A 26,068-nucleotide genomic window follows, 5' to 3' on the forward strand; every position below is an offset into this window, starting at 1 on the left:
GGGCGAGGGGAGACCCCAGATAGCGCTTGAGATGCCGGTGGTTGGCTCCCCTCTCCCTTTGGGAGAGGGGCCGGGGGAGAGGGCCGGCGCCTCAAGCCGCCATCACGGCTCCGTCACGCCCCGGCGCAGCAGGGCCGCCACGAGGTCCGTCTGGGTGACCATGCCGACCACGCAGCGGTTGTCGTCGATCACCGGCACATGGTGCAGCCCGCCGTCGGAGAAGGCGCGGCCCAGGTCCACGATGGGCTGGTCGGGGCGCGCGGTGACCACCGCGCGGGTCATCAGGTCGCGCACGGTGCCGTTCACGCGGCGCGAGTGCATGCGCTGGGCGCGGAAAAAGTCGGTCTGGGTGAGGATGCCGAGCAGGCGGCGCCGGCCGTCCACCACGGGCAGCGCCTTGATGTGATGGCGCGCCAGCAGCGCGGCGGCGTCCGCGGCGGCCTGGCCGGGGCGCACGGCCACCACGTCCCGCGACATGATGTCCCCGCACGCCACATCGCCAAAGCGGCGCCGATAGGCGCGCAGCTCGGCCTCCACGATGATGGCCTCGAGATCGTCTTCCTCGATGTCCAGGAACTCGCCGCGCGCGGCCAGCACGGCGTCCAGGTCGGCGCGCGTCACGCCCACGCGCTGGCTTGGCGGCACGTCGCGGGTGTGATGCTGCGTGGCGGCCTCGGGCGGCCGATGCGGATAGCGCCGCCGGGCGAAGTTGTTGAAGGCGAGGGCGGCCAGCAGCAGCAGCATCGAATTGATGGCCACCGGCATCACCACGAAGCCGAAGCCCAGCGCCTGCACAGCCGGGCCGCCCAGCACCGCTGTGACGGCGACGGCACCGCTGGGCGGGTGCACGCAGCGGAGTTGGAACATCAGGGCGATGGCGCCCGCCACGGCCACGCCGGCCGCCAGCCCAGGGTCCGGAATCCAGCGCGCGCAGGCCACGCCCACGGTGGCGGCGACCAGATTGCCGCCGATGATCGACCACGGCTGGGCCAGCGGGCTGGACGGCACGGCGAACAGCAGCACGGCCGACGCGCCCATCGGCGCGATGAACCACGGGTTGAAGCCCTGCAGGAAGCGGCGACAGATCCACTCGGTCAGGAACAGGCCGATCAGCGCGCCAAGGCAGCTTTTCAGGCGCTCGCCAAGGCTCGCGGCGATCGGCATCGGCACGAAAGTGCGCAGCCAGGCACGTGCCTTGGCAACGGGTTGGGAAGTGTCGAATGCGGCGGGCATCGATATCGGGGAGCAGGGGCGCTCAGAATGCGGGGGTCCGCAAATATATCATCGCATGATATATTGCGCCGGCCTCCGGACTGCGCCCCCCTGCCCCCGCCCCCCCTTATGCCTCCCTCATCACATTCCGACCCCGTCCCGTTCGAGAAACGCGACTACGCCGCCAACGGCCGCCTGCCCATGCTGGCCGGCATCGCGCTGGCCATCGGCGCGATCAGCACCGGCGCCGCCTTCGTGCTGGTCAATCTGATCCGCTTCTTCACCAACCTGTTCTTCTTCCAGACGATCTCCTTCGCGGAGCGCTCGCCGGCCAGCCACGCGCTGGGCCCCTGGGTAATCGTCGTGCCGGCCATCGGCGGGCTGATCGTCGGCCTGATGGCACGCTACGGCAGCGACAAGATCCGCGGCCACGGCATCCCCGAGGCCATCGAGGCGGTGCTGTTCGGCAAGAGCCGCATGTCGCCGAAGGTGGCCGTGCTCAAGCCGCTGTCGTCCGGCATCGTGATTGGCAGCGGCGGGCCGTTCGGGGCCGAGGGGCCGATCATCATGACCGGCGGCTCCATCGCCTCGCTGCTGGCCCAGTACCTGCACCTGACCGCCGCCGAGCGCAAGACGCTGCTGGTGGCGGGCGCCTGCGCCGGCATGACGGCGATCTTCGGCACGCCGGTGGCCGCCGTGCTGCTGGCCATCGAACTGCTGCTGTTCGAGCTGCGCCCGCGCAGCCTGCTGCCGGTGGCGCTGGCCTGCGCCGTGGCGGGCTTCCTGCGGCCGTTCGTGTTCGAGGCCGGCCCGCTGTTCCCGCTCCAGACCGCGCCGGCCAGCACACTGGCGCTGGGTTCGTGCGTGCTGGCCGGGCTGCTGTGTGGCGTGCTCGGCGCGGGGCTGACGCTGGCGCTCTATCGCACCGAAGACGCGTTCGGCAAGCTGCGCCTGCACTGGATGTGGTGGCCGGCCATCGGCGGGCTGGTGGTGGGCATTGGCGGCTATTTCGAGCCGCGCGCGCTGGGCGTGGGCTACGACGTGATCGGCGACCTGCTCAACAACCGCCTCGCGCTGGAGGTGGCCGTGGCGCTGCTGGCCGTCAAGGCCGTGATCTGGATTGCCGCGCTGGGCTCGGGTACCTCGGGCGGCGTGCTGGCGCCGCTGCTGATGCTCGGCGCCGGGCTGGGCGTGGTGCTGGCGCCGGTGTTGCCGGGCGGCTCCCCGGCGCTCTGGGCGCTGGTCTGCATGGCCGGCGTGCTCGGCAGCGTGCTGGGCGCACCGCTGACCGCCATCGTCTTCGCCTTCGGCCTCACGCACGACAGCGAGGCGCTGCTGCCGCTGCTGCTGACCACGGCGGTGGCCTACGGTTTCTCGGTGCTGACCATGAAGCGGTCGATCATGACCGAGAAGATCGCCCGGCGCGGGCTCCATATCTATCGGGAGTACGGCGTGGACCCGCTCGAACGCGCCCACGTGGACGAACTGATGACGCGCGACGTAGTGACCATCGACGCCGAACTACCCGTGGCCGACGCCCTGCCGCGCTACTTCGGTGACCACGCCGCCCATCGCGCCTACCCGGTGGTGCGCGCGGGCCGGCTGGTCGGCATGCTCCATCGCACGGCCATCGTCGCGGCCCATGCCGGGGACGATGCGGGGCTGCGTTGCGGGGATCTGGTGGCGGGGCAGGGCGATGCCGCGCCCGCCGCGCTGCTGCCCGCGCTGACTGGCCGCGCCGCCGCCGGCCGCATGGCCGAACTGAGCGTGGCGCGCCTGCCGGTGGTGGAGAGCGTGGCGACGATGCGCATCGTCGGCATCGTCTCGCTACGCGACCTGCTGGCCCCGAGCGGCCATGTGATGCACGAGGAAACCCGCCGCGAGCGGCTGCGCGGGGCAGTGCGCGCGGTGCGCGGGGTCGGTCAGAGCTTGTAGCTGGTCAGCAGGATGCTGGTTTCGGTGGCCGAGATCCCCTCGATCAGCCGGATCCGGTCCAGCGTGCGGTCGAACTGCTCCAGCGTGTCCGCGCGCAGTTCGGCGATGATGTCCCAGCGGCCGTTGGTCGTATGCAGGGTCTGCACATTGGGCTCTCCGCGCAGGGCCTGCAGCACCTGCCGGGCACGATTGCCCTCGACGGCCACCGTCATCCAGGCGCGGATGCGGTGTGGCTCGGCCTCGGCCTTGAGTCGCACCGTGTAGCCGACGATCAGCCCTTCCTTCTCCAGTTTGTCGATCCGGTTCTGCACCGTCGCGCGCGAGACGCGCAGCGCCTTGGCCAGCGCCGTCACGGGCGTGCGGGCGTTGTCGCGCAACAGGCTCAACAGTTGTCGGTCGGTGGCGTCCATCGGGGGCTCCTCTGGCGATTTGTCGCCTTATGCTGGCGAATTGTCGAATCGTGCGCGCATTTTGTCCATCTTGCTGGCTATTTGTTGGCGCGGGCGGGCACCACAATGCACGCACGGCAGCCACAACAGACAAAGGAGCCCCCGTGACCGACCGCCCGACCATCCTCCTCATCGCCCCCACGTTCTATGACGTGTCCTACAGCATCAACCCGTGGATGGACCCGGCAGCCTGGGCGCGCGACCCGCGCGGCATGCATCGCCAGGCCCGGGCGTCGTTCGACGCGCTCCACGCCGCGCTGACCGCCGCCGGGTTTGCCGTCGAGGTGGCCGAAGGGGCGCCGGGCCAGCCCGACATGGTGTTCCCGGCCAACGCGGCGGTCGTGCTCGACGGCAAGGCCGTGCTGGCGCGCTTCCGCTACCCGCAGCGCCGGGGCGAAGAAGCGCCGTTCGCGGCAATCTTCGACGCGCTGCGCGCGCGCGGTCTGCTCGACAGCGTGATCACGCTGCCCGAGGGCTGCTATCAGGAAGGGGCGGGCGACTGCATCTGGGACGCGCAGCGCGGCCATTTCTGGGCCGGCTTCGGTCCGCGCTCCTCGCGCGAGGCCGCCGATGCCGTCGGCGCGCAGTTTGGACAGGAGGTGGTGGCGCTGGAACTGGCCACCGAGCAGAGCTATCACCTCGACGTCTGCTTCTGTCCGCTGGCCGGCGGCGAGGTGCTCTATTACCCGCCGGCGTTCTCGGCGGCGGCGCTGCGCACCCTGCACGCGCGCGTGCCGGCGGCGCTGCGCATCGAGGCCACCGAGGACGATCTGCGCCACTTCAGCGTCAACGCCGTCAATCTGGACGACCACGTGGTGATGACCCGCACCACGCCGCATCTGCGCGGCGAACTGGGCCGGCGCGGCTACCGGCTGCACGAGGTAGACCTGTCGCCGTACATGCTCTCCGGCGGCGGGGCTTACTGCATGACACTGCGCCTGGATCGCACCAGCACGCCCGCGCGCCGCGCCGTGGCCGCATGACCAGGAGACCGCCATGACGGCCAAAATGACAACCTTCCTGGATGCCGCCGACGCCGCCACGCTGGTGCGCCGCATCGGCGTCGCCCGGGCCATCGGCGAGGTCGCCGAGCACGTCCGCCAAGACTTTCTGCGCTGGCCCGCCTTCGAGAAATCGGCGCGGCTGGCCAGCCATTCGCCGGTGGGCGTGATCGAGCTGATGCCGGTCAGCGACGGCGCCCAGTTCGCCTTCAAGTACGTCAACGGGCATCCCGGCAACGCGCAGCAGGCGCTGCCGACGGTGATGGCCTGCGGCATGCTGGCCGATGTGCGCACGGGCTTCCCGCTGCTGCTGGCCGACCTGACGCTGGCCACGGCGCTGCGCACGGCCGCCACCTCGGCGCTGGCGGCGCGCGCCATGGCCCGGCCCGGTGCCCGCACGATGGCGCTGGTCGGCAACGGCGCGCAGGCCGAATTCCAGTCGCTGGCCTTCCACGCGATGCTTGGCGTGCGCGAGATCCGCGCCTACGACATCGACCCGGCGGCCACCGCGCGGCTGGTGCACAACCTTGCCGGCGTGGCGGGCCTGTCGATCGTGCCGGTGGGGTCGATCTCGGCCGCGCTGGCGGGGGCCGACATCGTGACCACGGTGACGGCCGACAAGACCCACGCCACCATCCTCACGCCGGACATGATCCGTCCCGGCATGCACCTGAACGCCGTGGGCGGCGACTGCCCGGGCAAGACCGAGCTGCACGCGGACATCCTGCACGCCGCGCGCATCGTGGTGGAGTACGCCCCGCAGTCGCGCATCGAGGGCGAGATCCAGCAATGGCCCGAGGCGCCGGTGCATGAGTTGTGGGAAGTGCTGTCAGGCGCCGCGCCGGGCCGGGTGTCGGCGGACGATGTGACGATCTTCGATTCGGTGGGATTCGCGCTGGAGGACTACGCCGTGCTGCGCTGGCTCCATGCCGCCGCGCGCGCCCATGGGGTGGGACGGCCGATCGCGCTCGTGGCGCTGCCGCCGGACCCGCGCGACCTGTACGGCTGGATGATGGCGTCCTGCCAGGAAGCCGTGGCGGCCTGAGGGGAAGGGGAGCGGGAGTGTACGGGGCTCTTACTTAATACCGGACGCGTGGTCTTGCTCCCCTCTCCCGGAAGGAGGAGGGGAGCCAGCCTGCGCTCAGGCGCCCACGCGCCCCATCATCAGCTGCGCGCGCAGGAAGCCCTTGATCTCTTCCAGCGACGGCGTCTTCAGGAACACCATGATGCCCCACTGCTGGAGTGCATCGGCCACGCCGTCATAGGCCTGGCGGTTGGTGATCACGGCGAAGATCACGCGTTGCCGCGCGAAGAAGTTCTGGAGCTTCTCGATGGTCGCCGACTCGGCGTCGTTCAGCTCCTCCACGTAGTAGAGCACCACCCGCGGCCGGGCGTCGACCGAGGTGATGACCGTGTCGACCACGTCCTCGAGCACCTGGCTCTTGAGCGGCAGCGACCACTTGCCCAGCTGGGCGCTGATGCGCTGCGCTTCCTGGTGGTTCGGGTGAAACACCACAAGGTCGAGGTCGTGCTCGGCGGCCATGTCAGGCGTGGCGCGGCTCGCCAGCAGGCGATGGACGGTTTCCTTGTGAATGCGCCGATGGCCGCCGTTGGTCTTCCACGCGCCCAATTCGCCGCGTTCGACCATTTTCTGGACGGTGCCCAACGAGACGTTGAGAAGTTTTGCCGCGGTCCGCGTGCTGTAGTAGGGCTTTTCAGCCAGTTCCGGATCCAGTTTCATCCAATCACCCGTAGTGTCGATCGGCAGCACGGCGCCAGTTGCTCGCCGCGTGGCACCCTCGGACGCGCCACGCCGTTTTGATCCGGGCTGCCGGATTTACTGACCCTGACATTTGCGACCCGCTCCCCGGCCGGTCTTTGTTGCTTTTACGCGTGCGTGGGCTCAGGTGCCCGCGCGCGCGGTTGGAACCTGGCAGTCTGTGCCGCCTGTCGGTAGGGTTCCGCCATGCCAATAGTATGGCTTCATCGCGCTGTGCCGCCACAGGGAAACCCGTGGTTGGCGTCACACTTTTGTTGTTTAACGTACATCGGGCAGCTTCGGTGGACGGCACCAACGCTGCCGGTTCGCATTCTCGCCGGCATTTTTGCCCGCGTGCCAGTCCCAGCGCACCTCTCAAGGGACAGGTGCCAGGCGCGGCAGTTCCCCCGCTCGTACATTCGATACATTGCCGTCGACGGCGTGACGGTCAGTTCAGCCCGTACTTCCTCACCTTGTCGAACAGCGTGGTCTTGGCCACGCCCAGCGCCTCGCCGGCGCGGCTCAGGTTGCCATCGTGGCGGCGCAGCGCATCGGCGATCAGCGCGCGCTCGAACTGCTCCACGGCCTGGGGGAGCGGCAGCGCGTGCGGCGCGGCGCCACCCTGGGCGGGGTCGCAGCCCAGGCCGAGCACGTGGCGTTCGGCCAGGTTGCGCAGCTCGCGCACATTGCCGGGCCAGGGGTAGGCCACCAGCCGGGCCAGCTCGGCCGCTGTGGCCGGCACGGCCTCGCGCTCGAAGCGCAGCGCGGCCTGGGCGACGAAATGCTCGAATAGCTGCGGCACGTCCTCGCGCCGCTCGCGCAGCGGCGGCAGGGCCAGCGTCACCACGTTCAGCCGGTAGTACAGGTCGGCGCGGAACTGGCCGGCATCCGCCAGCGCGCGCAGGTCCGCCTTGGTCGCCGCCACCACGCGTGCGTTCACCGGCACCGGCAGGTTGGAGCCCAGCCGCTCCACCACGCGCTCCTGCAGCACGCGCAGCAGCTTGATCTGCATCGGCATCGGCATGCTCTCGATCTCGTCGAGGAATAGCGTGCCGCCGTCGGCATGCTCGATCTTGCCGATGCGGCGCCGCGCGGCGCCCGTGAACGAGCCGGCCTCGTGGCCGAAGATCTCCGATTCGAACAGCTGTTCGGGCAGGCCGCCGCAGTTGATCGGCACGAAATGGCGCGCCCGCCGGCCGCTGGCTTCGTGCAGGCAGCGCGCCACCAGCTCCTTGCCGGTGCCGGTCTCGCCGTGGATCAGCACGTTGGCGGCGGTGTCGGCCAGGTCGGCAATCATCTGGCGCAGCCGGCCGATGGCCGGGGAGTCGCCGATCAGCCGGGCGGACAGCGTCTCGCGCCCGGCCAGCCGCGCGCGCAGCTCGGCCACTTCCAGCGCCAGCCGGCGCTTGTCGAGCGCGCGGCGGCACGTGGCCACCAGCCGCTCGGGCGAGAACGGCTTCTCGAGGAAGTCGTACGCGCCTTGTTTCATCGCCTGCACGGCCAGCGACACGTCGCCGTGACCGGTGATCATGATGACCGGCAGCGCGGCGTCGCGCGTCATCAGCTCGCGCAGCAGCGCCATGCCGTCGGCGCCGGGCAGGTGGATGTCGCTGACGACGATGCCGGCGTAGCCGGCCTGCACCTCGCGCAGCGCGGCCTCGGCGCTGGGCACGCCGCGCGTGGCCATGCCTTCGAGCCGCAGCGCCTGCTCGCAGCCGAGCCGCACGTCCGGGTCGTCCTCGACGATCATCACCGTCATCGTCGTCATGCCAGCCGTCATGGCGTCCGGCTGCTGCACCTCAGCCGACATGCCGCGCCTCCGGCCCAGCCTCGGGCAGGGCGAGCGTAAAGCAGGCGCCGCCTTCGGGATGGTTGATCGCGGTCAGCGTGCCGCCGTTCTCGTTCAGGATGCCGGCGGACAGCGTCAGGCCGAGCCCCAGCCCTTCGCCAGCCGGCTTGGTCGTGAAGAATGGCTCGAACAGCCGCGCGAAGGCCGCCTCGGACAGCCCCGGGCCGCTGTCGCGCACGGTCAGGTGCACCAGCCCGCCGCTCTGGTAGGCGTGCAGCGAGAGCCGGGGCGCGGCGCGGCCGCCCATCGCGGTCATTGCATCGAGTGCATTGCCGACGAGGTTGACGAGCACCTGCTCGAGCCGGTTCGGGTCGCAGGCCACCATCAGATGGGGGTCGATGTCGCGCTCGATGGCCGGCGCCACCGCCGCGATGCGCGTCTCCAGCAGGAACAGCGCGTTGTCCACTGCCTCGGCCAGGCGGGCCGTGCCGCGCTGGCCCACCGACGGGTTGCGCGCGAAGGACTTCAGCGCGCCCGTGATGCGCCCCATGCGGTCCACCAGCCCGATGATCTTGCCGAGGTTTTCCTGCGCCGTGGCGTGGTCGCCGCGTTCGAGGAACTTGCCGGTGTTGCCCGAGAGCGTGCGCAGCGCCGCGAGCGGCTGGTTCAGTTCATGGGCGATGCCGGCCGACATCTGGCCCACCGCCGCGAGCTTGCCGGCCTGCATCAACCCGTCCTGCGCCTGGCGCAGGAAGGTCTCGGTGCGGGTGCGTTCGGCCACTTCGGCATGCAGTTGCTGGTTCGCGGCGAAGAGGTCGGCGGTGCGTTCGGCCACCTTGCGTTCGAGTTCGCTGTTGGCCGCCTCCAGCGCCGTGCGCGCCGCCAGCCGCTCGCTGACGATGCGCCGCCGCACGTTCCAGGCCGCCCCGAGCAGCAGCACGAACGCCGCCAGCACGCCGGCCAGCGCCGCGCTGTTGAGCGCGGCCACGCGGGCCTGCGAGGTATTGGTCAGCAGGGTCAGGTTCCAGTCGGTGCCGGGCAGGGCCAGGTGCTGGGCCAGCATCGGCGGGCCCTGGCGCAGCCGTACCAGGGCGTCGCCGCCCTCGCTGGGGCCGGGGCCGAGTTCGCGCACCGTGGTCAGCGCCAGCGGGGGCAGCGGGGCGCGGTTGTACTGGAGCGAGCGGTCCAGCTTCTCGCGCTGGGCCGGCGCCAGCGGCCGCGTGGCGGCCAGCTTCCAGGACGGGTCCGAAGCGAGGATCACCACGCCGTTCTCGTCGCTCAGCAGCATCTGGCTGTCGTTGCCCTGCCAGCGGTTCTCGAGCGGCTCCAGGCCGATCTTGACCACCGCCACGCCCACCGGCTTGTCACGGTCGCCCAGCGGGGCGGAGAGGTAGTAGCCAGACTCGCTGCGCGTGGTGCCCACGCCGTAGAAGCGGCCGAGCTGGCCTTCGATGGCGCTGCGGAAGTAGGGGCGGAAGCTCAGGTCTTCGCCGAGATAGCTGTCGGGACGCTGGAAATTGCTGGTCGCGAGGACTTTGCCGCGCGCGTCGAGGATATAGACCACGCGGGTGCCTGCCCGGCCGTTCAGCGCGGCGAGGTAGGCGTTGGCGGCGGCCACGCGCTCGGGGTTGCCCGGCTGGCGCAGCAGCCCCTCGATGCGGGCATCGAGCGAGAGCAGGCTCGGCACGTAGTCGAAACGGGCCAGTTCGCTCTCCAGCGCCTGGGCGTACAGGCGCATCTGCACCTGGCCACGTTCGGCCTGGCGGTTCAGCGCGGTGTCATAGGTAAAGCGATAGCCGAGCCAGCCCGCGGCCGTCACCAGCGCGGCCAGGGCCAGCAGGGCGACGATCGGCGCGGCGCGGCGCCAGGGCGAGGTGCCGCCGCCCCCGCCAGGAGCGAGGCCGGTTTCGGCGGAGGACAGGGGGCCGGTCATGAGGAATTCTGTGAGGCGGATGCACAGCCGTCGGGTGACGCCGACGCCGCATGCTGCTGGCGCGGTGCGGGCCGGATCTGCGGCGAGGCCCACGTTTTACCACACCCCATGCAAGTGCCGGCCAAATCGGACAGGTCAGACGTCCCGGTAAACGCAAAAAGGCCCGGCCGCCTGATCGGCAACCGGGCCCTGGCACGCCTGGCCGGCTTACTTGCTGGCCAGCGCCTGAGCGGGTGTCAGGCCGGTGTTGCTGTCCGCCGAGGTGTCGTCCTCGTCGGAGAGATCCGGCGCGCCGATCGCGCCTTCGCTTTTGGCGACGACGGTCGTGGCAATGGCATTGCCCAGCACATTGGTGACGGTACGGCCCATGTCCAGGATGTGATCGATCCCCAACACGAGCAGGATGCCGGCCTCAGGCAGGCCGAACATCGGCAGCACGGCGGCCACCACCACCAGCGAGGCGCGCGGCACGCCCGCGATGCCCTTGCTGGTCACCAGCAGCACCAGCAGCATGGTGATCTGCTGCGTGAGCGAGAGCTGGATGCCGTACACCTGCGCCACGAACAGCGCGGCGAACGAGGTGTACATGATGGAGCCGTCCAGGTTGAACGAGTAGCCGAGCGGCAGTACGAAGCCGGTGATGCGCGGCTTCACGCCGAAGCGCGTGAGCTGCTCGATCACCTTCGGGTAGGCCGATTCGCTGCTGGCCGTGGCGAAGCCGATCATCAGCGGCGCACGGAGCTGGCGGATCAGGCGGAAGATGTCACGGCCCAGGAAGTAGTAGCCGCCGGCGATCAGCGCCACCCAGAGCAGGGCCAGCGACAGGTACAGGCTGCCCAGCAGCTTGGCGTAGACGGTCAACACGCCCAGGCCCTGCGCCGTGATCACGGCGGCCACGGCGCCGAACACGCCAGCCGGCGCGAACGCCATCACGTAGTTGGTGACCTTCAGCATGACGTGGCCGAGGCCGTCCACGCCCTGCAGCACCGGCTTGCCGATGCCGTCCTTGAGCGTGCCGAGCGCGAAGCCGAAGAACAGCGAGAACACCACGATCTGCAGGATCTCGTTGGTGGCCATGGCCTCCACGAAGCTCTTGGGGAACATGTGCGCGATGAACTCGCGCAGGTTCAGCGCCCCGGTCTTCAGGTTCGAGGCGGCGTCCGCGGCTGGCAGCGGCAGGTTCATGCCGTGGCCCGGCGCCAGCAGGTTGGCCATCACCAGACCCAGCAGCAGCGAGGTGATCGAGGCGCCCAGGAACCAGGCCATCGCCTTCAGGCCGATGCGGCCGACGGCCTTGCCGTCGCCCATGCCGGCGATGCCGGCGACCAGCGTGGCGAACACCAGCGGGCCGATGATCATCTTGATCATCCGCATGAAGATGTCGGTGAGGATGGCGAAGTGGTCCGCGATCGATTTCGCGGTGGCGGCGTCGGGCGCCAGGTGGTGGGCAGCGGTGCCGGCCAGAACGCCGAGCAGCATCGCGATGAAGATCAGTGTGGGCAGTCGCTTCATTGTCATCGTCAGTACATCCTCCTTGGGGTCGGGCACGTAGGCGTCGCGCCCTGACAGCGGCGCCTAGGTGTGCACGAGGCGTGCCAGCGCGGCGGCGCCTGGGGGAGGGGGTAAGTCGATGAATAGAAAGGAAATTTACGCGCGCTGGCGGCGCGGCGTTCGGGAATCCGGACGGATGGGTGGGAAGGCCGTTCGGAAATCCGAACGGCCATGTGATGTTTTGCTCCCCTCGCCCGCTTGCGGGAGAGGGGTTGGGGGAGAGGGCCGGCGCTGGCCGAAGCCTGCGCGCTGGAGCACACCGAGGGCCCCGCTGTGTGTGGTCGCTTGCTAGACCACCCCTCTCCCCGGCCCTCTCCCGCTGAGGGGAGAGGGAGAAACGGTGGTGTCGATGTGCGCCTGGGCGTGGTTTGCGGTGTCGCCGTTAACAGGTCAGGCCGCGTCCGCCTCGTGCTCCCACGCCTCGAGCAACTGCTCCACCGGCACCGGCCGGCCGATCACATAGCCCTGGGCGTAGTCCACGCCGATCGCGCGCAGCGTGCCCAGCGTTTCCTCGTCCTCCACGGACTCGGCCACGGTCTGCACGCCCAGCCGGTGGCCGATGTCGTTGATCGAACTGACGATCTCGCGGTCCACCACGCTGCCGGTGAGGTTGCGGATAAAGCTGCCGTCGATCTTGAGGTAGTCCACCGGGAACTGCTTCAGATAGGAAAACGACGAAAGGCCGGCGCCGAAGTCGTCCAGCGCCACGGTGCAGCCGGTGCTGCGCATCTCGGCCACCAGCCGGCTGGCGGCGGTCATGTTGTTGATCAGCGCGGTCTCGGTGATCTCCAGCCGGATGCGGTTGGCGGGGAGCACGGAGTCGCGCAGGGCGTCGTGCAGGAAGGGCAGCAGGAAGGGCTCGCCCAGCGAGTTGGCCGACAGGTTGATCGACACCGACAGCCCCGGCACCGCCGCCAGCCGCCGCCCGTACTGGTGCAGCACGTTGCGGATCACCCAGCGGTCGATGTGACCCATCAGGTCGTAGCGTTCGGCGGCCGGGATGAACGCGCCGGGCATGATCAGCGCGCCTTGCTCATCGACCATGCGGACCAGGATCTCGACGTGCCGGCCCTGCTCGCCCTCGCGCAGCGAGCGGATCTCCTGGGCGTAGAGGCGGAAGCGGTTGGCGTCGAGGGCCGAATGGATGCCGGCGGCTACCTCCAGCTCGCGGTGATGGCGCCGCGCGTCGCTTTCATCGCGCCGGTAGACCGAGACCCGGTTGCGGCCGGCAGCCTTGGCGGCGTAGCAGGCCACGTCGGCGCGGCTCATCAGCTCGCCTACCGGCGGGGTGTCCGCGTCGATGGCGGCGATGCCGATGCTCGCGCCCACGTCGTAGACGCGGCCTTCCCACGGGAAGCGGCGCTCGCGCACGGCGTCGATGACCTTCTGGCACACGTGCTCGGCTTGGTCCACCGAGCAGTCCTTGAGCAGCAGCGCGAATTCGTCGCCGCCCAGCCGGGCGAGCAGGTCGTCCGGGCGCACGTGGTGGCGGATCACGTAGCCCAGTTCGCGCAGCAGCACGTCGCCGGCGCCGTGGCCGGCGGTGTCGTTGACGATCTTGAAGCGGTCCAGATCGATAAAGCACAGCGCGGCGCGGTGGCCGTGCAGCCGGGCGGCCTCGCAGGACTCGCGCAGGCGCTTTTCGAACCAGGCGCGGTTGGGCAGGCCGGTCAGGGCGTCGTGGGTGGCCGAGTGGGCCAGTTCGCGCTGCAGCGCCCGGGAGGTCGTGATGTCCTGGAACACCAGCACGGCGCCGAGCACGCCGCCGTCATTGGTCAGCACCGGCGCGGCGGAGTCCTGCACGTCGTGGCGCTCGCCGGTCAGGCTTTGCAGCACCGCGCCTTCCTGGAGGTAGGCCGGGCGCAGGGTTTGCAGGCACTGCTCCACCGGGCTGGGGATGGTCACCCCGGTGATTTCATCGACGATGCGGAAGACCTGCTCGAGCGGCTGGCCCATCGCGGCGTCCATGCTCCAGCCGGTGAGCTGCTCGGCGATCGGGTTCATGAAGGTCACGCGCATCACGCGGTCCGTGCAGATCACCGCGTCGCCGATCGAGCGCAGGGTGATGTGCAGCCGCTCCTTTTCCTCGAACAGCGCGCGGTTCAGACGGCGCTGCTCGGTGATGTCCCAGTTCGTGCCGACCAGGGCGCGCGTCATGCCGCGGCGCGTGGGGGTGCCTGCGCTGGCGCCGCCGCCGCCATCGTCGTCGTCCTCATCGTCGTGGTGCGAGACCATGGCCATGGCGCGCACGTGGCGCACCTCGCCGGTGGGGCAGACCACGCGGTATTCGGTATCGAAGCGATGCACGCCGCGAATCGCCTGGCGCATTTCGGTGCTGACCCGGCTCACGTCCTCGGGGTGCAGCATGGCGATCCACTGCGCCAGCGTGGGCGCGCCCAGCTCCACCGAGGTGCCGTGCAGCGCGTGCATGCGGGCATCCCACGTGATGGTGGCGTTGGTGAAATCCCATTCCCAGATGCCCACGCCGCCGGCTTCCACGGCCAGTTCCATGCGGCGTGCCAGTTGTTCCATGCGCTCGTGGTCCAGCTTGCGGCTGTGGATATCCTCGATCTGGGCGATGTAATGGTCCGGCTGGCCGGTCTGCTGGTTGCGCACCATCGACACGGCCAGCAGCGCCCAGCGGTAGCGGCCGTCCTTGTGGCGGTAGCGCTTTTCCATGCGATAGGCGTCGATCTCGCCGGCGGTCAGGCGTTCCAGCTGGCGCAGGTCGGCGTCCAGGTCGTCCGGGTGGGTCATCCGCTGGAACGGAATCTCCCGGAACTCCTCGGGCGTGTACCCGAGCAGCTCGCACATGGCCCGGTTCACCAGTTGCCAGCGCCCGTCCAGCCCGACCAGCGCCATGCCGATGGCCGAATGCTCCAGCGCCTGCCGGAAGCGCTGCTCGCTGCTGCGCAGGTTGGCGCGGCTCTTGCGATTCTGCGCGCTCATGAAGGCGATGCAGGCCGGGAAGATCGCCACCAGCGCGGCCGAGACCAGCAGTTCGTGGCCGGCCCAGATGGCCGCCACCCCGGCGAGCGTGCACAGTGCCAGCAGCGCGCCCTGCAGCCGCCGCCGCCAGGGGGCAGCCGCCGGGGGCGGGGGTTGGAGGGGGTTCGCGGCCGTCTCTGGCGTCATGTCTTGTGTTGTCGATGGCTGCCCCTGTGCATCAGGAGGCGGTCCGGGGTACGGCGGGTGCCGGTGCAACGGTCGCACCCCTGCCCAGCGTATGGCGCAATGTAGTCGTTCTGCGGGGCGGACGAGCCCCGAGATACGGGGCATGGCGGGGCGTTGTTGGGGCTGGCGCTCGGGCGCATTTTTTGGTAGGGGGTGGGGAAGACCCGATGCCGCGGGCGGTCGGCGTCTGTATCATCGCGCACAGAATCCGCGCCCCGATCCGGCTGCAATCAGGCCGGGGCGGGCCGCGCGGCGGCCGTGCCTCCGCCACGGAGAGGGGAACCCATGGATATTGCGCGATTCTTCCGCATCGCCAGTTCGGCGTCGATTACCTTCGTTGTCGTGGTGGTGGTGGCCGTGGGCAGTACCTATTGGTGGGGCGGACGCAAGCTCGCGCGGACCGTGAAGGTCAACGTGACCCCGGTGACGATTCCCACCGACACCGCCGCCATCGCCCATGGCAAATATCTCTACGAATCGCGCGGCTGCATGGACTGCCACGGCGCCAAGGGCGCCGGCAAGCAGGTCTTCGACGAGCCCAACGGCCTGCGCGTGCGGGCGCCGGACATCACCCAGGCCAACCCCGACGTCGCCAAATATCGCCCGGAGGACTGGGACCGCGCCATCCGCCACGGCGTGGCGCCAACGGGCCGGCCGCTGCTGATCATGCCGAGCGAGGATTACAACCGGCTTTCAAACGAGGACTTCGGCGCGCTGGTGGCCTACGTGCGCAGCCTGCCGCCGGCCAACGGGCAGCCGGCCGAAGTGCGCTTCCCGTGGTTCGCGCAGGGGCTGTACGGCGCGGGCGTGATCCGGGACGCCGCCGAGAAGATCAACCATGACCTGCCGCCCGCGCCGGCGATTGCCGCCGCGGTGACGCCGGCCTATGGCCAGTACATGGCCAATGCCTGCATGGGCTGCCATGGCGGCGACCTGCGCGGCGGCCATATCCCCGGCGCGCCGCCCGACTGGCCGCCGGCCGCCGACCTGCGCCCGAACGGCGTGATGAAGCGCTACCCCCAGCCGGACCAGTTCGTCGCCATGATGCGCACCGGCAAGCGGCCGGACGGCACCGACGTCAGCCGGGTCATGCCGTTCTCCTCGTTCGCCAAGATGAACGACACCGACCTCAACGCGCTGCATCTCTATTTGTCCGCGACTAAATAGAAGGGGCGCTACGTAATTAGCAGGGCCCAGAAACTTTCGTTTCGCCCCATCCCGGTGCACGCCCACCCGTGTGCGTAGGGCGGCGCACGTTTCTCGAATTTGTTCTATCCTCCGTGGGCGCCGCCGGGTGGCCAGGGATCCCGTGCCACGTTGCTTGCCAACGAGCCCGGCGGTGCGATGCAAGAAGACTAAGGGCAACGCACCCAAGGAGTTCCCCGCAATGACTACCCTCACCCTCAACGGCAAGACCGTGGACGTGGACGCCGATCCGTCCACGCCACTGCTCTGGGCCCTGCGCGACAACCTCGGCATGACCGGCACCAAGTTCGGCTGCGGCATGGCCGCCTGCGGCGCCTGCACGGTCCACATCAACGGCCAGGCCACGCGTAGCTGCGTGATGCCGATCTCGGCCGTGGCCGGCAGCAAGGTCGGCACCATCGAATCGATGCCGGACGACAAGATCGGCCGCGCCGTGCTCGACGCCTGGCTGCGCCACGACGTGGCCCAGTGCGGCTACTGCCAGAACGGGCAGGTAATGAGCGCCGTGGGCCTGCTGCGCAGCAAGCCGCGCCCCACCGACGCCGACATCGACCAGGCCATGGCTGGCAACATCTGCCGCTGTGGCACCTATCAACGGATTCGCGCGGCCATCAAGGATGCCGCCCGGGCCATCGCCTGAGCGGGGAATCATCATGCGAATTCGTGGCATTGAAGCACTGGCCGGCGGCAGCGGCGCGCCGGTGAACGAGGCGTCCGCGCCGGCAGAAGGCATCGCCCCGCTCTCGCGGCGCAGCTTCCTGAAGCTGGGCGGGCTGGCTGGCGGCGGGCTGGCGATCGGCATCGGCGGGCTCAGCGCGGTTGCGCAGGCCCAGGAAGGCGCCCCCAAGGCGCCGTCCGCGCCGCAGGCGTTCCTGATCATCGGCCCGGACAACACCGTGACGGTGGCCGTGAACCGGCTCGAGTTCGGCCAGGGCGTGCACACGGCCCTGCCGATGGCGCTGGCCGAGGAACTGGATGTGGACTGGAAGAACGTGCGCGCGGTGCTGGCCCCGGCCGGCGACGCGTACAAGGACCCCGCCTTCGGCATCCAGATCACCGGGGGCTCCACGGCCCTGAACCACTCGTTCCAGCAGTATCGTGAGCTGGGCGCGCGCGCCCGGGCGATGCTGATCTCGGCGGCGGCCCAGCAGTGGAAGGTGGACCCGGCGAGCTGCAGCACGTCGCTGGGCGTGGTCACCTCCGGCAGCCATCGCGCGACGTATGGCGAGCTGGCCAACGCCGCCATGGGCCTGCCCGTGCCGGCGCAGGTCACGCTCAAGGACCCGGCGCAGTTCCGCATCGTCGGCAAGCCCACGCCGCGCCTGGATTCGGCGGCCAAGCTGCACGGCGACGCCGTGTTCGGCATCGACACCCGGCTCAAGGACATGGTCGTGGCCGTGGTGGCCCGCCCGCCGCGCTTTGGCGGCAAGGTCAAGACGTTCAACGCCGACCGCGCGCGCAAGATCAAGGGCGTGGTCGATGTGATGCTGGTGCCCGTGGACCGTGGCGGCACCGGCGTGGCCGTGGTGGCCGATGGCTACTGGCCCGCCAAGACCGCGCGCGAGGCGCTGGAGATCGTCTGGGAAGACACCGGCTCGACGGTGAGCACCGCCGCGCTGTTCGACCAGTACAGCAAGCTGGCCACGCAGCCGGGCACGGTGGCCAGGCCGCTGGACGGCATCGACGCCTCGCTCAAGGGCGCGGCGAAGGTCATCGACGCCGAATACCGCCTGCCGTACCTGGCCCACGCGCCGATGGAGCCGCTCAACTGCACCATGCAGGCCGAGGTTGCCGGCAACAAGGCCACGGCGGTGAAGGTGTGGGTGGGCTCGCAGTTCCAGACCGTCGACCAGGCCGCCATCGCCCGCACGCTGGGGCTGGCGCCGGAGAAGGTCACGCTGAACACGATGATGGCCGGCGGTGGTTTCGGCCGGCGCGCGGTGCCGACCTCGGACTATCTGGTGGAAGCCGCCAACGTGCTGCGCACGTGGGTCGGCAACGGCCACACCGAGCCGCTCAAGGTGATGTGGAGCCGCGAGGACGACATCAAGGGCGGCTACTACCGGCCGCTGCACGTGCACCGCGCGCGCATCGGCGTGGACGCCAAGGGCGCCGTGGTGGGCTGGCAGCACACCATCGTCGGCCAGTCGATCGTCAGCGGCACGCCGTTCGAGTCGATGATGGTCAAGAACGGCGTGGACGTGACGATGACCGAGGGCATCGTCGAGAACGACTACGACGTGCCGCTGCAACTCGCCGTGCATCATCCGAAGGTGGACGTGCCGGTGCTCTGGTGGCGCTCGGTGGGCAACACGCACACGGGCTTCGTCAAGGAAACGCTGGCCGACGAGATGGCTACCGCCGCCAGGCAGGACCCGGTGGCGTGGCGCCTGGCCCGGCTGGACCCGCAGAAGCACGCCCGGCACCGCGCCGCGCTGCAACTGGCGGTGGACAAGTCCGGCTACGGCAAGAAGAAGCTGCCGAAGGGGCATGCCTGGGGTGTGGCCGTGCATGAGTCGTTCGGCTCGGTGGTGGCCTATGTGGTGGACGTGTCGGTAGTCAAGGGTGAGCCGCGCGTGCACCGTGTGACCGCCGGCGTGCACGCGAACCGCGTGGTCAATCCGCTCTCGGCCGAGGCGCAGATCCAGGGCGGCTGCGTGTTCGGGCTGTCGATGACCCGGCCCGGGTTTGCCATCGAGATCGAGAACGGCGCGGTGAAGAACAGCAACTTCCCCGACTACCCGCCGCCCCGCATGCCGGACGCCCCGCAGGTGGACGTGTTCTTCGTCCCCTCGCAGGACAACCCGACCGGCCTCGGGGAACCGGGCGTGCCGGCCATCGCGCCGGCAGTGGCCAACGCGCTGTTCCGCCTCACTGGCAAGCGCCAGCGCCAGTTGCCGTTCGTGGTCTGAGGCACGCTGGCCGCGTCGGCCAGATACCGTTCCTCACCTCCCGCCCCTCTCCTGCCATGCATCCTGCAAGTGGGAGAGGGGCCATCACCGACAGCGACACCGCTGTTACGTGCCAGCGGCGACGCCGCGCCTCCATCCTCCTCTGACAGTAGTGTTCCGCCCCGAATCTGACGGGCCTGAATTGTCGCGCGCAGTCACTCGCACATCCCCCGAGGATGTGTTGTGGCGATGTAAAACATCATCATTTGACGTACCTCTTTCAGCGCCTAGGATGGTTGTACTTTCACGTCGATGCCGCGTGATGGCGCAGTCCACGCAGACTCTGACAAGGATGTTTCTAGAGAGGGCGCATATGAAAACCTTCAAAGCGAAGCTCGCTGCGGCAACGCTGGCGGCGCCATATTCACTGCTTCATGCGCAAGTCGTCACCGTTCCATCCTCGACCTCCACGGTCCGTTTGCAGACGCTCGATCCTGCGGCGACGAACTTTGAGGCGCCCGCCGGTACCGTTATCGCGGTAGCCACGGATGATGGCCTGAATGCGAATAACACGCGGAACTGGAATCTCGTCAATCGCGGCACGATCACGGGAACCAATGACGGGATCTCCCTTGACGCTCTCACTCCGGGTGGCTCACGCTTCGAGAATTACGGCACGGTGAGCACCTCGGCAACGACGGGGGCCGGACCATTCGGCGGCTTGTACGCGAATAGCGGGGCGACGGTGATCAATCACGCCGGCGCCACGATCTCCAGCGGAGACCGTGCCATCCACATGGGCGCGCCCGGCACGGTGACCAACAACGGACTGTTGCAAGGGGGGCAGGACACGGTCATCTTCGTGCAGGGCGGGACGTTCACGCAGGGCGCCACGGGCCAGGTTTCTGGCCTGAATGGGGTCGTCTTCAGCGCCAATACGCTGGCAGGCACCAACGCAGGGTTGATACGCGTGGCAGGTACCGGGTTATGGGTGCGCGGCGGCGCAGCCGGAACGTTCGACAACACGGGAGGGACCATCGAGGTCATTGCCACGGGCGGGCTGCGCACCGCGGTGGTGGCTGATACTGGCGCGAAGCTCGACTTGGTGGGCGGCTTCGTCCTGGCGGCCGGCGGGTTTTCGCGGGGGCTTGTCGCGCAAGACGTGCAATCGACGATCAACGCCCGCGACCTGTCGATTGAAGCCGATGGAAACCAGGCGCGGGCCGCCAACGCGATTGCCGGCGGCGTGACCACAGTGACCAATACGAGCATGACAGCGCGGGGCCCTGGCAGTGCGGGTGTCGTGGCGTTGACCGCAGGGCGTGTCCAGGTAAGCGGCGGCACGGTGACGACGACGGGCGCTGACGGTGACGGTCTGGTGGCCTACGGCGACAGTGCGGGCGGCGCAGGTGGCGTGGTCGTGGCCGATGGCGTGCGGATCAGCACGTCTGGCGCCACCGCCTATGGAGCACGTGCTGCGGGCGCGGGAACGGGCACGCCGGCATCCGTAACGATGACGGGCGGTTCGGTGGAGACGTCGGGTGATGGCGCCATCGGGCTGGTTGCCATCACGCAGACCACGCTGACCGCGGGCAACGTCGCCGTGACCACGCGTGGCGTGGGCAGCGAAGGCGCTACGGCGAGGAACGCCGCGCGACTTGTCATGAACGGTGGTTCCGTGACAACGACGGGCAATGACGCCGTGGGCCTCAGCACGGTGGGCTCGGGCGAACCTGACCAGGTGGGTGCCGTGAATGATCCGGATGCGGCGATCATTCCAGGCGCGTCCGTGGGCGGCGCCTCACTCGCGGCGACCGGGGTCACCGTCAACACAAGCGGTACGGGGTCGCATGGCGTTCGTGTGCGTGGCGACAGTGTGCTGTCGTTGGTCGACAGCACGGTCACGGCCAGCGGCGCCGGCGCCAACGCGGTGCAATACGAAGCGGCCGGCGGCGCGGGCACGCTGACCGCTGCGGGTTCGACCCTCGTCTCCCAGCAGGGCGCTGGCATTGCCATGAACGGGGGGACGATGAACGTGTCGATGACAACGTCATCATTGCATGGCAGCGGGGCGTTGTTCAACGTCACGGGTGGCGGCACGCTGAACCTGAATGCTGACGCCGGCTCCACGCTGACCGGTGCGGCGCTGACCGAGGCAGGCAGTACGTCGAATCTCGTCCTGCGGGACAGCACGTGGAACCTCACCGGCGACTCGCGGCTCACGACGCTCAACAACGACCCAAGCCAGATCCTGTTCTCCGCACCGGTGGGCGGGGTGTTCAAGACGCTGACCGTCGGCCAGTACAGCGGCGACGGCGTCATCGGGCTCAACACCTATCTGGGTGGCGATGGCTCGCCATCGGACAAGCTGGTGATCGACGGCGGGACCGCCTCCGGCACGTCCAGGCTACGGGTGACGAATGCGGGGGGGCCGGGGCTGGTCACGAGCGCGAGCGGCATCCAGCTCGTCGATACGATCAACGGCGGCACGACGCAGGCCGGTGCGTTCTCGATCGACGGCCGCGCGGTGGCCGGCCCTTATGAATACCGGTTGTTCCGGGGCAGCATCGACGGCACCGCGCCGCAAGCCTGGTACCTGCGCTCCGAGCAGGACCCGCCTCCGCCGCCGCCCGACCCCGCGCCGGGCCCCGCTCCGAGCCCGGCGCCGGACCCTGTGCCCGATGTGCCCAGGCCGGTACGTCCGCTGTATCGGCCAGAGGTGGGCGCGTATCTTGCCAATCAACGCCTGTCGGGCCAGATGTTCGTGCATAGCCTGCATGATCGCCGCGGCGAGCCGCAGTATGCGGAGGGGGTGGGCCTCGTGGGGCAAGGCAAGCCGGGTGCGGGCTGGCTGCGCATGGTGGGCAAGTGGGAAGGCGGGCGTAGCAAGGATGGCGTGTTCAAGACCAGCACCGATTCGTTCCTGCTGCAAGGCGGCGCGGAGTTGGCGACGTGGCAGGCGGGCGGCGTGGCGAGCCGCCTGCATGCGGGCGTGATGGGCAGCTACGGCTACGCCAGCAGCGATGCCGAGGCGCAAGCCAACAGTGCACACGCGAAAGGCAAGGTCGAGGGCTGGAGCCTCGGGATCTACGGCACCTGGTACCAGGACGACGAGAAGAAGCACGGCGCCTATGCCGACGCATGGTTCCAGTACGGCTGGTTCAGCAACCGCGTGGAAGGCGACCAGTTGCCCACGGTGAAGTACAGCGCGAACGGGCTGGCGGTGTCTGGCGAGGTCGGCTATGCCATGCCGCTGCGCGGCGGCTGGGTCGTCGAACCGCAGGCGCAGTTGATCTACGTCGACTACAACGAGAGCGACATCGACGAGCCGAACGGCACCCGCGTGCGTGGCGCCAGTGCGAGCGGCATCCTGACGCGGCTGGGCGTGCGAACGCACCGCACGTTCGTGCGCGAAGACGGTCGCAAGCTGCAACCCTATGTCACGCTCAACTGGTGGTACTCGGACACCGAGAGCCACATCGCCTTCAACCAGGTGCAACTGGGTTCGATGTACCCGCGCAACCGCTTCGAAGCCAAGGTGGGCATGAACCTGGCGCTGAACAAGTCGTGGTCGGGCTGGACCAGCGTGTCCGGCGCATGGGGCCAGCAGGATTACTACCAATACGCGGTGCGTGTGGGCGTGCGATACGCGTGGTGACCGGCACGGCCTGCCGGATGAGGGGTCAGCGCAACACCCGGACCGCAGACTTGCGTTTGCCGCGTCAGCACGGTACAAACGAACGCAACCATCACGACACGGGGTTGGACATGGCCACTCAGGAAAGCGCGCTGACGTTTGCGCTGCTCGCCGTGCCCGCGCGCGCGGCCATCTGCCGCGCCTTGCTCGAGGCCGGCGATGACGGCCTGCCGGCCGACCAGCTCGCCCAGCTTGCCGGGCTCACCCTCCATCGCGCGGCCCATCACTTCAGCGAGATGGTGCAGGCCGAGGTGCTCGTCCTCGTCATTCGCGACCGCCGGGTCGGCTATGTGCTCAAGGCGCGCCGCGAGGTGCGCGAGGCGCTGGGCTACCTCGACAGCAGCGGACTCGACTAAGCCGGGGGCCGGGCGGCCGCGATCCGGGCGATGTTGTTGCGCGCGGCTTGCTCGGCATCGGCAAAGGCGGGCGTCAGGAACAGCCGCTCGCGCTGCGCCAGCGTAGTGAGGAAGCCCACGCGGCGTGCCATGAAGGCCGCGTGCAGCGCCGCGCCGGCCAGCCCGGTGCGCCGGGCCAGCAGCGCGCGGTTCTCCTCGAACACGGCTTGCGTATAGGCGTCGAACGCCTCGGCGGGGGCCGCCAGCCGGTACAGGTCCAGATCGAGCACCGTGGCCGCGTCGGGCGCCGTCGGCGTGTGCGCGCGGGTGTCCAGCACGATCTGCATGGCCTGGCGCAGCACGTCGTCGTCCACCTCATCCACCATGGTTTCGATCAACGCCGCCGAGGCGGCCTCGTTGTGCTCGCAGCCGGGCACGTACACGGCGTCATGAAACAGCACCGCCAGCGCCTGCGCCGGGTTCAGCGCGAGGCCCCGGGCGTGCGCCACCTCGAACATCTCGAGCACATGGGTGCGGTCGTGGTAGCGGCGATAGGGCGCCTCATAGAGCGCCAGCGCCTGGAGCACGGTCTGGCGCGGCAGGAAGTCCAGGCGGGCCAGCGCGGCCGGCCAGTCCGGCGCGAAGCGGGGCATCTCGCCCGCGTCGGTCCGCACCGGCTCGGTGAAGACTTCCGCCGTGCGCACCCACAGGATCGAGCGGTCGCGCATGGACTCGTAGACCACCACGGGCGCCAGGTCGGCCTCGAAGCGGCCCAGGCCGGTCACACGGTAGGCGCCGCCCTTGTAGTGGCGGTAAGGCATGCCCGGCACGAGGTCCGGGTCGTTCGGCATCGGTATCGACTTCGGAATGGGATTCGCCAAGATATAGACTCCACGGTTGCGGCGGATCATAAGTCATAGGGTAAACCCTTGCGTAGGGAAACCCCGTATTCAGCGCCTGTCTTGAAAACGACAACCCTCGTCCCTATAATTAGCACTCCCCGGGGGTGAGTGCTAACAGAGCCCTTGCGGTACCCGAAAACCGTTGGCCGTCGCCTTCAGACGGCCATTTGTGAATCAAAACTCACTTTTTGTACCTAGGAGTCCGTATGAACCTGCGTCCTCTGCACGACCGTGTGATCGTGAAGCGTCTGGACAATGAAACCAAGACCGCATCCGGCATCGTGATTCCCGACAATGCTGCCGAGAAGCCCGATCAAGGCGAAGTCCTCGCCATCGGCCCCGGCAAGAAGGATGACAAGGGCAACAACATTGCCCTCGACGTCAAGGTGGGTGACCGCGTGCTGTTCGGCAAGTATGCCGGCCAAGGCGTGAAGGTGGATGGCCAGGAACTGCTGGTCATGCGCGAAGAAGACATCATGGCCGTGGTCAACAAGTAATCCACGCGTCACTCGTACAGATCAGGAGAAACAGAACATGGCAGCAAAAGACGTAGTGTTCGGCGACGCCGCCCGTGCCAAGATGGTCGAAGGCGTGAACATTCTCGCCAACGCAGTGAAGGTGACCCTGGGCCCGAAGGGTCGCAACGTGGTGCTGGAGCGCAGCTTCGGCGGCCCGACCGTGACCAAGGACGGCGTGTCCGTGGCCAAGGAAATCGAACTGAAGGACAAGCTCCAGAACATGGGCGCGCAGATGGTCAAGGAAGTGGCTTCCAAGACCAGCGACAACGCCGGTGACGGTACCACCACCGCTACCGTGCTGGCCCAGTCGATCGTCCGCGAAGGCATGAAGTTCGTTGCCGCCGGCATGAACCCGATGGACCTGAAGCGCGGCATCGACAAGGCTGTCGGCGCTGCCGTGGAAGAGCTGAAGAAGCTGTCCAAGCCCACCACCACCAGCAAGGAAATCGCCCAGGTTGGCGCGATCTCGGCCAACAGCGACGCCTCGATCGGCGAGCGCATTGCCGAAGCCATGGACAAGGTTGGCAAGGAAGGCGTGATCACCGTGGAAGACGGCAAGTCGCTGGCCGACGAGCTGGAAGTCGTGGAAGGCATGCAGTTCGACCGCGGCTACCTGTCGCCGTACTTCATCAACAACCCGGAAAAGCAGGTTGTTGCCCTGGACAGCCCGTTCGTCCTGCTGTTCGACAAGAAGGTGTCGAACATCCGTGACCTGCTGCCGGTGCTGGAGCAAGTGGCCAAGGCTGGCCGTCCGCTGCTGATCATCGCCGAAGACGTCGAGGGCGAAGCCCTGGCAACGCTGGTGGTGAACAACATCCGTGGCATCCTGAAGACCGCTGCCGTGAAGGCCCCGGGCTTCGGCGACCGCCGCAAGGCCATGCTGGAAGACATCGCCATCCTGACCGGCGGTACCGTGATCGCCGAGGAAATCGGCCTGACGCTGGAAAAGGCGACCCTGAACGACCTGGGCCAAGCCAAGCGCATCGAGATCGGCAAGGAAAACACGATCATCATCGACGGCGCCGGCGACGGCTCGGCCATCGAAGGCCGTGTGAAGCAGATCCGCGCCCAGATCGAAGAAGCCACTTCGGACTACGACCGTGAAAAGCTGCAAGAGCGCGTGGCCAAGCTGGCCGGCGGTGTTGCCGTGATCAAGGTTGGCGCTGCCACCGAAGTCGAAATGAAGGAAAAGAAGGCACGCGTGGAAGACGCGCTGCACGCCACCCGCGCTGCCGTGGAAGAAGGCATCGTCCCCGGCGGTGGTGTGGCCCTGCTGCGCGCCCGCGCTGCGATCTCGGGTCTGCAAGGCGAGAACGCCGACCAGAACGCCGGTATCAAGATCGTGCTGCGCGCCATGGAAGAACCGCTGCGCCAGATCGTGCTGAACGCTGGTGAAGAGGCTTCGGTCGTGGTGGCCAAGGTGATCGAAGGCAACGGTAACTACGGTTACAACGCTGCCTCGGGCGAGTACGGCGACCTGGTGCAAATGGGCGTGCTGGACCCGACCAAGGTGACCCGCACCGCGCTGCAAAACGCCGCTTCGGTTGCTTCGCTGATGCTGACCACGGACTGCGCCGTGGCTGAATCGCCGAAGGAAGAGTCGGCTCCGGCCATGCCGGGCGGCATGGGCGGCATGGGCGGCATGGACGGCATGATGTAAATCACGCCGGACCAGACGAGGCCTTCGGGTCTCGTCGACGTCTGACAAAAACCCCC

General features: G+C 68.8%; 18 protein-coding genes. 10 read left to right on the forward strand and 8 right to left on the reverse strand.

What is annotated here, in order from left to right; genetic code table 11:
• Window positions 1–102: 102 nt before the first annotated feature.
• Complete coding sequence (locus BM115_RS20225; RefSeq protein WP_092298217.1) at window positions 103–1,233, reverse strand: HPP family protein; 1,131 nt, start codon at window positions 1,231–1,233, stop codon at window positions 103–105.
• Window positions 1,234–1,341: 108 nt separating this feature from the next.
• Between BM115_RS20225 and BM115_RS20230 the strand changes: the two genes are divergently transcribed.
• Window positions 1,342–3,147, forward strand: a complete 1,806-nt coding sequence (locus BM115_RS20230; RefSeq protein ID WP_092298220.1) for a chloride channel protein — start codon at window positions 1,342–1,344, stop codon at window positions 3,145–3,147.
• On the opposite strand, the gene BM115_RS20235 is transcribed toward BM115_RS20230, so the two are convergent.
• The gene (locus BM115_RS20235) at window positions 3,135–3,557 is read right to left on the reverse strand and encodes an Lrp/AsnC family transcriptional regulator (protein WP_092298223.1); all 423 of its coding nucleotides are present in this window, start codon (window positions 3,555–3,557) and stop codon (window positions 3,135–3,137) included. The two genes, BM115_RS20230 and BM115_RS20235, sit on opposite strands and share 13 nt — an antisense overlap.
• A gap of 143 nt (window positions 3,558–3,700) precedes the next feature.
• On the opposite strand from BM115_RS20235, the gene BM115_RS20240 reads away from it, so the two are divergent.
• Together BM115_RS20240 and BM115_RS20245 are read left to right on the forward strand one after the other, a co-directional pair.
• A complete protein-coding gene (locus tag BM115_RS20240; RefSeq protein WP_092298225.1) occupies window positions 3,701–4,579 on the forward strand; it encodes a dimethylarginine dimethylaminohydrolase family protein in 879 nt (292 codons plus the stop codon).
• A gap of 13 nt (window positions 4,580–4,592) precedes the next feature.
• Window positions 4,593–5,642: an ornithine cyclodeaminase gene (locus BM115_RS20245; RefSeq protein ID WP_255370922.1), complete on the forward strand. Its 1,050-nt coding sequence runs from the start codon at window positions 4,593–4,595 to the stop codon at window positions 5,640–5,642.
• 96 nt (window positions 5,643–5,738) lie between these two features.
• Here the strand turns inward: BM115_RS20245 and BM115_RS20250 are convergent, their stop codons facing one another.
• The 5 genes from BM115_RS20250 to BM115_RS20270 all read right to left on the reverse strand — a co-directional run bounded on the left by BM115_RS20250 (window position 5,739) and on the right by BM115_RS20270 (window position 14,764).
• Window positions 5,739–6,338 (reverse strand): helix-turn-helix domain-containing protein, encoded by a 600-nt coding sequence (locus BM115_RS20250; RefSeq protein ID WP_092298228.1) that lies wholly within the window; start codon window positions 6,336–6,338, stop codon window positions 5,739–5,741.
• Window positions 6,339–6,804: 466 nt separating this feature from the next.
• Window positions 6,805–8,124, reverse strand: a complete 1,320-nt coding sequence (locus BM115_RS20255; RefSeq protein ID WP_092298445.1) for a sigma-54-dependent transcriptional regulator — start codon at window positions 8,122–8,124, stop codon at window positions 6,805–6,807.
• A gap of 31 nt (window positions 8,125–8,155) precedes the next feature.
• Window positions 8,156–10,078: a sensor histidine kinase gene (locus BM115_RS20260; RefSeq protein WP_092298231.1), complete on the reverse strand. Its 1,923-nt coding sequence runs from the start codon at window positions 10,076–10,078 to the stop codon at window positions 8,156–8,158.
• Between the two features lie 207 nt (window positions 10,079–10,285).
• The gene (locus BM115_RS20265) at window positions 10,286–11,596 is read right to left on the reverse strand and encodes a dicarboxylate/amino acid:cation symporter (RefSeq protein WP_092298234.1); all 1,311 of its coding nucleotides are present in this window, start codon (window positions 11,594–11,596) and stop codon (window positions 10,286–10,288) included.
• A gap of 423 nt (window positions 11,597–12,019) precedes the next feature.
• Window positions 12,020–14,764, reverse strand: coding sequence for a diguanylate cyclase (locus tag BM115_RS20270; protein ID WP_255370923.1), 2,745 nt, complete (start codon window positions 14,762–14,764; stop codon window positions 12,020–12,022).
• Between the two features lie 324 nt (window positions 14,765–15,088).
• On the opposite strand from BM115_RS20270, the gene BM115_RS20275 reads away from it, so the two are divergent.
• The 5 genes from BM115_RS20275 (at window position 15,089) to BM115_RS20295 (ending at window position 22,953) form a co-directional block, all read left to right on the forward strand.
• Window positions 15,089–15,970: a c-type cytochrome gene (locus BM115_RS20275; protein WP_092298237.1), complete on the forward strand. Its 882-nt coding sequence runs from the start codon at window positions 15,089–15,091 to the stop codon at window positions 15,968–15,970.
• Between the two features lie 220 nt (window positions 15,971–16,190).
• Window positions 16,191–16,649 (forward strand): (2Fe-2S)-binding protein, encoded by a 459-nt coding sequence (locus BM115_RS20280; protein ID WP_092298240.1) that lies wholly within the window; start codon window positions 16,191–16,193, stop codon window positions 16,647–16,649.
• 13 nt (window positions 16,650–16,662) lie between these two features.
• Window positions 16,663–18,921 carry a xanthine dehydrogenase family protein molybdopterin-binding subunit gene (locus tag BM115_RS20285; RefSeq protein ID WP_092298243.1) on the forward strand — a complete coding sequence of 753 codons (2,259 nt, stop codon included), beginning with the start codon at window positions 16,663–16,665 and terminating at the stop codon, window positions 18,919–18,921.
• Window positions 18,922–19,621: 700 nt separating this feature from the next.
• Complete coding sequence (locus BM115_RS20290) at window positions 19,622–22,558, forward strand: autotransporter family protein (RefSeq protein ID WP_177219977.1); 2,937 nt, start codon at window positions 19,622–19,624, stop codon at window positions 22,556–22,558.
• Window positions 22,559–22,668: 110 nt separating this feature from the next.
• Window positions 22,669–22,953 (forward strand): winged helix-turn-helix domain-containing protein, encoded by a 285-nt coding sequence (locus tag BM115_RS20295; protein ID WP_092298249.1) that lies wholly within the window; start codon window positions 22,669–22,671, stop codon window positions 22,951–22,953.
• On the opposite strand, the gene BM115_RS20300 is transcribed toward BM115_RS20295, so the two are convergent.
• Window positions 22,950–23,783, reverse strand: a complete 834-nt coding sequence (locus BM115_RS20300; protein ID WP_255370928.1) for a DUF1653 domain-containing protein — start codon at window positions 23,781–23,783, stop codon at window positions 22,950–22,952. The genes BM115_RS20295 and BM115_RS20300 overlap by 4 nt on opposite strands.
• Window positions 23,784–24,040: 257 nt before the next feature.
• Here BM115_RS20300 and groES point away from each other — a divergent pair, with 257 nt between their 5' ends.
• Together groES and groL are read left to right on the forward strand one after the other, a co-directional pair.
• Entirely contained in the window at window positions 24,041–24,331 is a 291-nt protein-coding gene (groES, locus tag BM115_RS20305) for a co-chaperone GroES (protein WP_008644494.1), read from the forward strand.
• A gap of 37 nt (window positions 24,332–24,368) precedes the next feature.
• Complete coding sequence (gene groL, locus BM115_RS20310; RefSeq protein WP_092298252.1) at window positions 24,369–26,012, forward strand: chaperonin GroEL; 1,644 nt, start codon at window positions 24,369–24,371, stop codon at window positions 26,010–26,012.
• Window positions 26,013–26,068 lie beyond the last annotated feature (56 nt).

Source organism: Cupriavidus sp. OV096 (assembly GCF_900115455.1).
Classification (GTDB): Bacteria; Pseudomonadota; Gammaproteobacteria; order Burkholderiales; family Burkholderiaceae; genus Cupriavidus.

Coding starts and splice junctions, on each gene's coding strand:
- BM115_RS20225 (WP_092298217.1), bottom strand. CDS start 1,233: ATGCCCGCCGCATTCGACACTTCCCAACCCGTTGCCAAGGCACGTGCC.
- BM115_RS20230 (WP_092298220.1), top strand. CDS start 1,342: ATGCCTCCCTCATCACATTCCGACCCCGTCCCGTTCGAGAAACGCGAC.
- BM115_RS20235 (WP_092298223.1), bottom strand. CDS start 3,557: ATGGACGCCACCGACCGACAACTGTTGAGCCTGTTGCGCGACAACGCC.
- BM115_RS20245 (WP_255370922.1), top strand. CDS start 4,593: ATGACGGCCAAAATGACAACCTTCCTGGATGCCGCCGACGCCGCCACG.
- BM115_RS20250 (WP_092298228.1), bottom strand. CDS start 6,338: ATGAAACTGGATCCGGAACTGGCTGAAAAGCCCTACTACAGCACGCGG.
- BM115_RS20255 (WP_092298445.1), bottom strand. CDS start 8,124: ATGACGACGATGACGGTGATGATCGTCGAGGACGACCCGGACGTGCGG.
- BM115_RS20260 (WP_092298231.1), bottom strand. CDS start 10,078: ATGACCGGCCCCCTGTCCTCCGCCGAAACCGGCCTCGCTCCTGGCGGG.
- BM115_RS20265 (WP_092298234.1), bottom strand. CDS start 11,596: ATGACAATGAAGCGACTGCCCACACTGATCTTCATCGCGATGCTGCTC.
- BM115_RS20270 (WP_255370923.1), bottom strand. CDS start 14,764: ATGACGCCAGAGACGGCCGCGAACCCCCTCCAACCCCCGCCCCCGGCG.
- BM115_RS20275 (WP_092298237.1), top strand. CDS start 15,089: ATGGATATTGCGCGATTCTTCCGCATCGCCAGTTCGGCGTCGATTACC.
- BM115_RS20280 (WP_092298240.1), top strand. CDS start 16,191: ATGACTACCCTCACCCTCAACGGCAAGACCGTGGACGTGGACGCCGAT.
- BM115_RS20285 (WP_092298243.1), top strand. CDS start 16,663: ATGCGAATTCGTGGCATTGAAGCACTGGCCGGCGGCAGCGGCGCGCCG.
- BM115_RS20295 (WP_092298249.1), top strand. CDS start 22,669: ATGGCCACTCAGGAAAGCGCGCTGACGTTTGCGCTGCTCGCCGTGCCC.
- BM115_RS20300 (WP_255370928.1), bottom strand. CDS start 23,783: ATGCCGAACGACCCGGACCTCGTGCCGGGCATGCCTTACCGCCACTAC.
- groES (WP_008644494.1), top strand. CDS start 24,041: ATGAACCTGCGTCCTCTGCACGACCGTGTGATCGTGAAGCGTCTGGAC.
- groL (WP_092298252.1), top strand. CDS start 24,369: ATGGCAGCAAAAGACGTAGTGTTCGGCGACGCCGCCCGTGCCAAGATG.